Annotated in this window: 15 protein-coding genes; 5 read left to right on the top strand and 10 right to left on the bottom strand. The window is 50.9% G+C overall.

Features of this window, described 5'->3' with window-relative positions; all coding sequences use genetic code 11:
* Positions 1 to 385 precede the first annotated feature (385 nt).
* Positions 386 to 772 (bottom strand): hypothetical protein, encoded by a 387-nt coding sequence (locus tag WGC32_RS13840; protein WP_342682737.1) that lies wholly within the window; start codon positions 770 to 772, stop codon positions 386 to 388.
* A gap of 174 nt (positions 773 to 946) precedes the next feature.
* Here WGC32_RS13840 and sleB point away from each other — a divergent pair, with 174 nt between their 5' ends.
* Positions 947 to 1669: a spore cortex-lytic enzyme gene (sleB, locus tag WGC32_RS13835; protein WP_342682736.1), complete on the top strand. Its 723-nt coding sequence runs from the start codon at positions 947 to 949 to the stop codon at positions 1667 to 1669.
* Between the two features lie 44 nt (positions 1670 to 1713).
* Here the strand turns inward: sleB and WGC32_RS13830 are convergent, their stop codons facing one another.
* Both WGC32_RS13830 and WGC32_RS13825 read right to left on the bottom strand, forming a co-directional pair.
* Positions 1714 to 2583 carry a DegV family protein gene (locus WGC32_RS13830; protein WP_191510589.1) on the bottom strand — a complete coding sequence of 290 codons (870 nt, stop codon included), beginning with the start codon at positions 2581 to 2583 and terminating at the stop codon, positions 1714 to 1716.
* Positions 2584 to 2590: 7 nt separating this feature from the next.
* On the bottom strand, positions 2591 to 3310 hold the full coding sequence (locus WGC32_RS13825) for an HAD family hydrolase (RefSeq protein ID WP_342682734.1): 720 nt from the start codon (positions 3308 to 3310) through the stop codon (positions 2591 to 2593).
* Between the two features lie 426 nt (positions 3311 to 3736).
* Between WGC32_RS13825 and WGC32_RS13820 the strand changes: the two genes are divergently transcribed.
* Both WGC32_RS13820 and WGC32_RS13815 read left to right on the top strand, forming a co-directional pair.
* Positions 3737 to 3940 carry a (2Fe-2S)-binding protein gene (locus WGC32_RS13820; RefSeq protein WP_191510587.1) on the top strand — a complete coding sequence of 68 codons (204 nt, stop codon included), beginning with the start codon at positions 3737 to 3739 and terminating at the stop codon, positions 3938 to 3940.
* A gap of 203 nt (positions 3941 to 4143) precedes the next feature.
* Complete coding sequence (locus tag WGC32_RS13815) at positions 4144 to 4536, top strand: pyridoxamine 5'-phosphate oxidase family protein (RefSeq protein WP_191483237.1); 393 nt, start codon at positions 4144 to 4146, stop codon at positions 4534 to 4536.
* Positions 4537 to 4717: 181 nt separating this feature from the next.
* Here the strand turns inward: WGC32_RS13815 and WGC32_RS13810 are convergent, their stop codons facing one another.
* Entirely contained in the window at positions 4718 to 4993 is a 276-nt protein-coding gene (locus WGC32_RS13810; RefSeq protein WP_342682731.1) for a hypothetical protein, read from the bottom strand.
* Between the two features lie 769 nt (positions 4994 to 5762).
* Between WGC32_RS13810 and WGC32_RS13805 the strand changes: the two genes are divergently transcribed.
* The gene (locus WGC32_RS13805; RefSeq protein ID WP_342682729.1) at positions 5763 to 5981 is read left to right on the top strand and encodes a helix-turn-helix domain-containing protein; all 219 of its coding nucleotides are present in this window, start codon (positions 5763 to 5765) and stop codon (positions 5979 to 5981) included.
* Positions 5978 to 6370, top strand: a complete 393-nt coding sequence (locus WGC32_RS13800; protein WP_342682727.1) for a hypothetical protein — start codon at positions 5978 to 5980, stop codon at positions 6368 to 6370. The genes WGC32_RS13805 and WGC32_RS13800 overlap by 4 nt, the downstream gene beginning before the upstream one ends.
* A 331-nt stretch (positions 6371 to 6701) precedes the next feature.
* On the opposite strand, the gene WGC32_RS13795 is transcribed toward WGC32_RS13800, so the two are convergent.
* The 6 genes from WGC32_RS13795 to WGC32_RS13770 form a co-directional block, all read right to left on the bottom strand.
* Positions 6702 to 7007, bottom strand: coding sequence for an immunoglobulin (locus WGC32_RS13795; protein WP_342682726.1), 306 nt, complete (start codon positions 7005 to 7007; stop codon positions 6702 to 6704).
* Between the two features lie 14 nt (positions 7008 to 7021).
* Entirely contained in the window at positions 7022 to 7579 is a 558-nt protein-coding gene (locus WGC32_RS13790) for a hypothetical protein (RefSeq protein WP_342682724.1), read from the bottom strand.
* The gene (locus WGC32_RS13785) at positions 7572 to 8180 is read right to left on the bottom strand and encodes a hypothetical protein (protein ID WP_342682723.1); all 609 of its coding nucleotides are present in this window, start codon (positions 8178 to 8180) and stop codon (positions 7572 to 7574) included. The genes WGC32_RS13790 and WGC32_RS13785 overlap by 8 nt, the downstream gene beginning before the upstream one ends.
* The gene (locus WGC32_RS13780; protein ID WP_342682721.1) at positions 8177 to 8956 is read right to left on the bottom strand and encodes an RNA polymerase sigma factor; all 780 of its coding nucleotides are present in this window, start codon (positions 8954 to 8956) and stop codon (positions 8177 to 8179) included. Before WGC32_RS13780 ends, WGC32_RS13785 begins: the two co-directional genes overlap by 4 nt.
* A 113-nt stretch (positions 8957 to 9069) precedes the next feature.
* On the bottom strand, positions 9070 to 9285 hold the full coding sequence (locus tag WGC32_RS13775; RefSeq protein WP_342682719.1) for a hypothetical protein: 216 nt from the start codon (positions 9283 to 9285) through the stop codon (positions 9070 to 9072).
* A gap of 103 nt (positions 9286 to 9388) precedes the next feature.
* Positions 9389 to 9625 (bottom strand): hypothetical protein, encoded by a 237-nt coding sequence (locus WGC32_RS13770; protein ID WP_342682718.1) that lies wholly within the window; start codon positions 9623 to 9625, stop codon positions 9389 to 9391.
* Positions 9626 to 9681 lie beyond the last annotated feature (56 nt).

Below are 9681 nucleotides of genomic sequence, written 5' to 3'. Positions count from 1 at the left end.
ACTCTACTCAAATTCGTTTCCAAGGGTCTTTGTTCTTGGTTCAAATGTTGTTCAATTTTCAAGGTCCGCCGCCGAGGTTTCCCTCAGTCAGGACTTATATTGTACCACATTTCCCATGCGGTGTCAATATATTTCCCAAATCTTTTTTCGCTATCTCAGCTCTTTTCCGGCCTCCCGGCCCTCTCTCCGAGACAGCTTGTTTATTTTAGCATATACCTTCCCCACTGTCAAGCAATTTTCTCATTTCTTTTCCTTTTTATCCTCATCTTTTTCTATACATTTCGTTTACTTTTCCTTTAATTATACTATACTTCCCAATTTTGGCCCTTTCTGCCCTCAAACACAGAAAAAAGGACGGCAGAAAGCCGTCCTTTTTCCGCCCCAGCTACTCCTGCTGCGGCTCTTCTAACACATCTTCCATCTCGTGAAAGCCTTCAAACAACTGCTCTGTTTCCTCCGCGATCTTTTCTACCAGGGCGGGAGTGGGCAGATGCCCCCTGCTCTCGATGATATAGATCACCAGCTGTTCCGCCGCCCGCTTGTAATAACCCTTATCCAGGCCATAGGCCTGATGGCGGCGGCGCATATACCCAGCGGCAAGCCGTATGTAGTCGGAAACCTCTTTTTCGTCGAAGGGCTCCTCTTCCCCATCCACCGGATAGGTGTACCCCACCTTCGCCTGCTCCTTCCGGCGCCGCTCAAAATATTCCCCCAGGATGTAGCTGACCCCAATGGCAAGGATACAAATGGTCACGCCGATGATAAGCTCCATATCCAGCCCCCCTGTTTTTCACTGTGCCCTATTCTATGCATCCAGCGGGGCCGTTGTTCCGTTTTTTTAAAAAAAGAGAAATTGCCGTCCCCTTTGGGCTGGATATTCCCATCCTTTCCGGGAAAACTTTTACTAATTTACAGCCGCGAGGCGGCAGATAGGAGTTTTGAAATCATGGATGATACCCTTGCCAAAGTTCTCAAAATCATGGTGGTGGTCATGATCAATATCTGTGTCATCGCCTTTGCCTATTTTCTCCTGCGTTTTACCCCCAACACAGCCACCGCAGCTACCGCATCCAGCGATAGCCTGGCCATTCCCACCCTCTCCAAACGGGGGTCCCGGGGAGAAGAGGTGACCAAGATTCAGCAGAAGCTCAAGGAACTGGGCCTCTACACCATCGCTGTGGACGGTATCTACGGCGCCAAGACAGAGGAGGCGGTCCGGGCCTTTCAGAAGCAGAAAGGACTTGCTGTAGACGGCATCGCCGGGCCCAACACCCTCAAAGCCCTGGGCATCACCGCCGGCAGCAACTCCTCCACCTCCCAAAGCGACTATCAACTGCTGGCCCGGATCATCTCTGCCGAAGCCCGAGGGGAGGAGTATATTGGCCAGGTGGCAGTGGGAGCCGTAGTCCTCAACCGGGTGGCCCATCCCTCCTTCCCCGACACCATTGCCGGGGTGGTCTATCAGCCGGGCGCCTTTACCGCCATCACCGACGGCCAGATCAACGAGCCCATCGCCGAATCCTGTTACCAGGCGGCCCAAGACGCCTTAAACGGCTGGGATCCCTCCGGCGGCGCCCTCTACTATTATAATCCGGACAAGACCTCTAACCAGTGGATTCGGACAAGGCCGGTCATCAAGCGGATCGGCAACCATCTTTTCTGTTCCTAATAGAAGATAGAAGGCCCGCCGAAATCTCCGGCGGGCTTTCCTATTTATAAATAGCGGTCTATTTTCTTTGAACAGGCTACTGCCAAGGCTCCAGGGCCGATATGGCAGGCCACGCTGAGGGACAAGGGATCGCACTGGGTAACTTCCTTCCCCAGCTTCTGGGCCAGTTCCTGACAGAAGTCCTGAGCGCCGGCCTCATTGTCGGTGTGGGCCACAAACAGACGGATCTGATCCATGCCGCCAAACCGCTTTTCGATATCGTCCTGGATGGCGTTGACCATGATCTCCCGGCCCTGCTTTTCGCTCCGGGCCTTTTTAAAGGCATCCAGCTTCTCCCCCTGAATCTGCAGCACCGGCCGAATCCGCAGCACTGTGGCAATGGCCGCCGCGGCTGGGGTGATCCGTCCGCCCTTCTTCAGGTATTTTAAGGTATCCATCATAATATAGATGCTGGATTCAAACTTTTCCTTTTCCAGAATCTCCCGGACCTCCGCGGCGGATTTCCCCGCTTTGATCAGCTCCAAGGCATCCAGCACCGACTGGCGCTGGGTGACCGAGATGCGCTGGTTATTGACCACCTGCACCCTGCCGTCATAGCTTTCCGCCAAAGCAATGGCGGTAGCGCAGGAGCCGGAAAGGCCGCTGGACATGGGAATGTGGACAATCTCGTCGTAATCCTCCAGGATCTTGTCCCATAGGTCCAGAATATCCCCCACCACCGGCTGGGAGGTGGAGATATCCACGTCGTTTTTCAGTTTCTCATAAAACTGGGGCTGGGTTAAGCTAATCTCTTCATAAAAGGTCTTTTCCTCAATGATAAAGGGCATCGGGATGACAAAGATGCCAAGCTCCTCCGCCGTCCGGATGGGGATGCCGCTGTTGCTGTCGGTGACAACCGCAATCCGTTTGCTCATAAAAATCCTACCCTTCCGCGCTGTTCTCTCTTTGAATATAGTCGAGCAGCTCATCAAAGCCGCCCTGGGGGAAGGCCGAAAGGTCGGCCTCCTCTCTGTTGATGAGGCAATCGGTGAGGAGGAAAACCTTCATCCCCACACTCTGGGCAATCATATCCTCTTTGGCGTCGTTGCCCACCATCAGGCATTCTTCCGCCGGACATTCCAGCCTTCTGAGAAGCTCCCGGTAATATTCCGGGTTGGGCTTGCACCAGCCGATGTTCTCATAGGTGGTGTAGAGGGCAAAGTCCTCCGGCGTCAGTCCCGCCCATCGGATCCGGCTTTCGGTGGCCACGGCGGGGAAGATGGGGTTTGTGGCCAAGGCCAGCCGAAGTCCCGCCTGTCTGAGCTGTTCCACCGTCTCCTTGGCCTTGGGATTGTACCCGCAGACGCCGGCTACCTCCTGGAATTCCTGCCTGTAATATTCATCTAACACCGGCCGGTCCTCCAGGGACTTTTCTCCAAAAATCTCGCTGAAGCGTTTCCAGAACGCCTCCTCGTTGGTTCTTGTTCCGTCGTTTTTGACCATGGCGGCTGTGCCGGCCCAGATCCCGTCTACCAGCGCCTTGGGCTCATAGCCATGGGGAATGAGCTTTTGCGCCAAACGCTGGAAGTACGCCTTGGTGAAAAGGTCCTGATCCATGGGGAGCAGCGTGCCGTCCAGATCAAATAGAATGGTTTTGAGCATCCAGTTCCTTCCTCTCTGGCCTCCATCCCTGCGGCGGGCCATCATCGCGTCTCCCTAAGTATATCCTGTCCCATATCCGAAGTCAATAGAAGGAACGGCGGGTTTTTCCATCATTTTCTTTCGTTGGCTGACAGCCACTTCCAGCACTCCGAGAAAACCGACAGAGCGCAAAAAACGGATGCCACCGCTAGGTGTGTCTTCTTGAAAGCAGGGATTAAAATTCCATGTCAACGCCACGCCTTCTGTCCTCTCTATCGCCTACCTTGTCAGATCAACTGGGGTGTGCTATAATAAATAAAAGTGTAGGAATCAAGCTTTCTGTCACTTTGCACCCGGTTCAAGGCTGCTGCTTCTGGTTATATTTTTTGCAGAAGCTGCCTACGGGGATGCTTTTGTCCGTTTTCGGTGAAATAAGGAGAGATCGCTATGAGTAAAATGAAAGAAAATTATGAGATCTGCCACTGCAAAAAGGTTACTTACGCCGATGTAGAACAAGCTCTACACCAGAGCAAATCTTTCTCCCAGGTAGAGGAAGCCTTTGCCGATGTCCAGAAGATCACCCATTGTTCCACGGGATGTGGAGGTTGTCATGACGAGATCATGCGCACCATCTCGGAGATTCTGGCTTAAATTCATGTAGAAAACGCCGCAGGCATAAGCCGGCGGCGTTTTTATCTGTCCGGGAACTCCTTCCAAATTTTGTGGACCGGTCTCCGGCAATCCATCTTCCCCCTTCGGTCTATCATCCTAAAAGGAAATCAGAGAAAATCCTTCGTTCGTTGTCATTTGATATGATATAATTAATATAAGAAATTACAAAGGAGGCCTTTGCCATGCAGGAAATTTATGATTTTCTTAAAAAGTGCGGAACCTATTATCTTGCCACCGTGGAGGGGAATCAACCGAGGGTACGGCCCTTTGGCACCATTGATCTCTTCGACGGCCGGCTTACCATCCAGACCGGCAAGGTGAAGGATGTATCCAAGCAGATCCAACAAAATCCCAAGGTGGAAATCTGTGCCTTTGACGGAGAGCGGTGGCTCCGTGTGGCCGCCATAGCGGTGGAAGATCCCCGCTTGGAAGCACAGGAGCATATGCTCGCCGCCTACCCATCCCTACAGAGCATGTATCAGGCTGGAGATGGGAATACCCAAATTTTCGCTTTGGAGAAGGGGACGGCAACCTTCTCCTCCTTTACCGAGGCGCCCCGCACTATTACCTTCTGATCCATCATAGCCAAACAGGCCCGGCCCCGTAAATTGGGGCTGGGCCTGTTTGGGATAGGTACCGTTCTTTGTCAAAAAAGGCTGATAAAAGAAAAGAATCCAGACGCAAATTGCGTCTGGATTCAGTCTGGTGGTTGCGGAGGTTCGCAACATAGTTTTCCCAAAATTCTATTCTGTTTCTCTACACAATAGAAAACCGACGGGTTTCAACGGTTTTTGTGAAAACCTGTGTAAGCTCCGGGGCGAACTGCTTAAAGGCGGAGAGGTCAAAGCGGTGGCTTTTGACCTTTGTCCAGCAGACTTTAAAAACATCCACTTCCATTTCTTCCACATTCCGGGCCGTCATTTCTTCTTTGATCTCTGTCTCTATATCGGCGATCTCCGCCGCTAGCTCTTCCGCTATCAACTTTAGTTCCTTCAGCTCGCGTACCTTCTTAGTTAATTCTACTGTGCCCATCGTATTGGCTCCCTTCTGTTTCCCGGAATTGTATTGCTTTCTTCCTTGACCGTTTCCTTTTTTTGTTATAGAATAGAGCCAAAGGGAGAGGCTCTAGCGGGTTTCTCTTTTAGCTGTGGCTAGCCTTTGTGATGGAGGGCTAGCCACATTTTTTTATATTCTTCGAAATGTGCTTGCTTTTGCTCTTTACTGAGCTTCTGCCAGTCTTTCCATTTCATTGGCCCACCTCCTTCCGGTGTGGCCTCTCTCCCTTTGCCCTGGCTGGCTTTGATGGGGAGCCATAACCCCACAGGCTTTTTCGGTTATACCTGTGAACCGGATGATTTCACGCTCATACCATCAAACGGAGCTTTGCGCTGTAGCTCATAACGTGGGGCTTTTGCTGACACCCTCGAACTGCTGTGGGAAGGCGGGCACGCTTGACGTTCTATAGCTCCATCAGATGGCCTTCAACAGTTATAACCCGCTTTGTCGGTCTTCCCTTGTGGCTTTCTCTCAACCACTGTCTATATTATACATCGTTTTCTGTGTATAGTCTATTGACATAATATACAATGTTTTCCGTGTATATTCAGATATTTTATACATTGATTTCCGTGTATATTTGATATATAATAGAGATAGTGAAAAAGGGCCCACCCTATAAGGGCCCGGGATGGACTGACGGATGAACAGATTGCGCAGAATATGGGAATAGCATACTCGACATTCCGAAGCTTGAGAGTCGGCAATTTCGGCAGTCCTAAAAAAGGGAAGGGATGGAACGAAAATGCCAATAAGGTATAAGGTGGACATACTAGAAGCGCTGAAAAGCAAGGGATATTCCACATATAAGCTAAGACGGGAAAAACTTCTTTCTGAGGGTGTTATTCAATCCTTGCGGGAGGGCAAAACAATTTCTCTTGACAATGTTTCCCAGATTTGCGCCCTGCTAGGGTGTCAGCCTGGGGACATCTTAGAGTATGTGGAGGACGGTGACCAGAAATGACCATCATCAAATACCCTTCGGAAGAGGCCGTGAACCAAGCGATACAAAAGGATGAGCCGCTGCTGGTGCTGATCTCCTACGACGAGGAGCGGGTCATTATGTCCAGCGTGGACGACGCGCCGGAGCATCACATTCTGCTCAAGCTGGCGGGGTTCAGCGAACTGGATATAGATCAATATTTCCGCATTGTGCTGGACAAAAGCGGGGCTGACTGGACCTTTGTCTGTCCTGCCGGATACAAGGGAATCACAAATAAGCAGTACCGGCTGTCCCAGTTCTATAAAGACGGCTTTGCCGCCATCTCCCATGTGCTGGGAGAACTGGGATATCTGGTGGGTATCAACATCCCCACACGGTACCGGCGGCATTTTGACATGCTGGGCGAATAAAAAAGCGGGCTACTTGGCCCGCTCTATTTTTGTATTTTCGGGAGAAAAAACCGGATTAATTCCCCTGGAAACCCCATTATTTCCTCCGATAATTGAATTAACGTACCCGATAATGAGATAACATCCCCCTGTTCTAATTTTCAGAAAACCTCGGGAAGACCGGTGAGAAGGGTTCGTTTTTCCTCTCCCAGCAAATGATATAATTTTGTGGAAGCAATAAAAAAAGAGCGGGCTATATGCCCGCTTTTGTTATGTGCTTCAATTCTCTCGATAAAAACCCCTATTACAGGCATTCATGGCCTCACCCATGGAATTACCCTCTTACATTGTTTCAATCTCTCTGACCTGGGGTTTCATCGGTATCTTGAGACCTAAAAAGCGATGTTAATGCGCGTTCCCTCTGTGCCGCTCGCCTTTCTTCGCTAACCGGCCTCCTGACCGAGACTAGATTCTTCGGTATGATGTAGGTTTGAGCTCCTGCCCCATCATCATTCTTGAGCCATACTTGTTCTGGAAATTCTCGAGATAGCTCTTCCAGCCTTCGTTTAAGCTTGCCATTATACGTGTAAATACTTGCCTCTTTCTCTGCTTCATTAAAGAGGATGATCGTCTCCTGTTCCAGTTTGGTTGGTTTCATATGGATTTCCTTTCCTAGCGCCTCTTTGTAAACAAATGCGGATTTTCTGCAATCAGCTTCCAACGCTTTTCCCGGTCTTTTTCGTTCAAGATTTGCTCACGGCTCAAGAGATTTGTTCCAAAGCTGGCCTTTGGTACGCGGCCAGCAAGGCTATTGCGTATGCCTTCGACAATGTCGGCGTTAAGTTGGTGTGCCAGGGCTGCGGCGTTTTCAATCGTCTGCCCTTTATCTTCCACAACCGCATATTCCATTAGCTCAGGAGGAACCGGATACCTCATACTATTGGCTATCCCTTGGGCTTCTGTGCGGTTTTCCGCTAGGGTAAGCTGTCTTTTAAGGTCTGCAATCTCCGCCTCTATCTCATTTTCTTCCGGTTCTCTCTCCGCTGCTTCTTCCCACTTTGATCTAGCGTCTGCAACGGCTTTTTGGGTGGCCTTTTGCACCCTCCGGTCGAATTCGGCTTGATTTTTACCCATGGCCAGAAACTCGTTAAATTGGGCCGCAGCCTGTTCTTCCGGCGTTGGTTGGGTATCTTCCTGGTTTTCTGGGGCTTTTCCTACTTCTTTATTCATTGGGTTCACCTCCTGCGACAAATAAAGCGGGATTTTCACCAATCATAGCTTGCCTTGCGGTGGTATCTTTTATATTCAAAATGGCGCTCCTTCTCTCGTCTGCATCGGCAATTCCCTCTATTTTCTTACGCGCTTTGGTCACTAGCGGATTTTCCGCTCTTTTAGGCTTTGACGGGGCTTGTTTCCATGGGTCTTTTGGTGCGTAGTCTTGGAAATCGTCCGCAAATCTTTCGATCAGCCTTTTTCGTAATGTGGCCCCCTTGGCTTGGTTTAGGGTTGGGATGGAGAAAATCGCTTCCCTGCGTTCCTTTGGCGTTTCCAGTGCGGCTATTTCTGCGGTTTTTTCTTCAACCCAGGATTCAAAGGCGGGGTCTTCCTCCTGTTTCCTGCGGCGCTTCTCCGCCAATTCCATCGCAATTCGCTGTTCCTCCGGTAAGTTTGCCGGGTCAAACGCCTCCGGGTGCCGCGCGATCATCTCCTGTCTGGTTGCGGAGTCCTTAATCGACATAATTTGATCACGAGTGACCGTTGGCCGCAACATGTTAGTTACCGCCTGTTCTACAATTTCCGTTATAAATTGCTTCATTTCTTCATCTGTCATGGTTTATCATCCTTTCTTTTATATGTGTCTATTTTCTCCGCTGCTCTTTCCACACTGGAAACTCCGCTATACCGGAAGGCCTTAAGTCCTGTACCCCTGTAGGCCCATGCCTCGATCATCTCATCCAGGAAGGGCCTTAGCAGCCGCCCATGCTTCCACCGTATCCGCACAAGGGCCTTTGCTTCTCGCTGCCGTATCCAGTCAAGGGAGCATCCCTCCGATTCCGCCAGTGCTTTCAGGGTCTGCCCCTGGAAATACCGGCCTACAATCACCCGCTTTTGCGGCGGCTCGATGTCGTTTAGCGCCGTTTCCAGCGCCTCATGGAGCTGGCGGACAAAGACGGCATCCTCAACATTGAGAAAGCCCGTCTCCCCTTGTGGGTCGGGTACAATATCGGAAAGGGAGGTTTCCCCGTCCTCCTGCTCGATCTGCCGGTCAAGTGAATCCGCGCGGCAAAGGGGGTCATATTTCTGCTTCTCGGTTCTAAGCCCTAATGCGGATTGCAGGCGGTTTTTCACGGCGTATTTCAGATAGGAGGTAAACCGATAGCCTCGGGCTGGGTCATAGGCTTTCACAGCGGCCACAAGGGCAAAGAAAAGCTCCTGCTCAATGTCGCAGGGTTCTAGCCCTGCTGCCTGTGCCCTAGCCCTCATCGCATCGGATCGCATTTCCTTGGCCGCCAGGGAAAACAATAGCCGCTTCGTCCCCTCCCAAAGCGGGCCAAGCTGTTCTTTATCTCCCGCTTTGATCTTTTGGGCAAGTTCCTCATGGGTCATTGTTGCGCCCCTCCCCTGTACGTGGTACAATAAAATTATCTTGAAAGCACAGGGAAACGGCGGTTGCGACGATATAGTCGCGCCGCTGTTTTTCTTTGTTCGCTCTTTGTACGCTAAAAGGTTTCCACTGGTTTTGCCTGGACATGGATTGCCGATTCCAGGGCGGAATATATGGCGCTTTCCAGCGCAACAAGGTCGTCCATGGTCAATTCCAATGCGCCGATCATCTCATAGACACGGGCCACATGGATTTTGAGCGCCGCAAAGCATTCGCCATCCTGTCGCGCGCTGTCAAGTAATGTTTGCATACGAAAATCAAGATTGTTCATAGCTGCCTCCTTTTAGGGTGTCTCGAATGTCTCGATACCTTCTTTTTAGGGGGTCGGAAATGTCGGGATATCCTTTTTTAGGGACTCCAAAATCTCCGGATGATTACTCGAAAACTGCGGAGAAATTCCGCTCCGCCGCCGCCTCATCATACTCCCCCAGCTGCCACCGGTAAAACGCCAGCATTGCCAGGCATAGGCTCACTTCTATATCAAGCTGCTTTTTCCCATAGCTAGAAGCAATTCGGCGCATCTCTGAAAACCATTGATCAGACAAAGTGGGATTCTTGCGCAACTTGCAGGCCCAGGACTTCGCCCATCGCCCGACCTTAACCTTGTCCATAATGGGGCCTCCTAACCGCTGTGTCACCCGCCGTCGAAATCTCCGTGGCTATGGTA

Origin of the sequence: Zongyangia acetica (assembly GCF_038739695.1) — a bacterium.
In the GTDB taxonomy this organism is placed as follows: domain Bacteria; phylum Bacillota; class Clostridia; order Oscillospirales; family Ruminococcaceae; genus Zongyangia; species Zongyangia gallinarum.
This window is presented reverse-complemented; position numbering and strand designations above follow the sequence as displayed.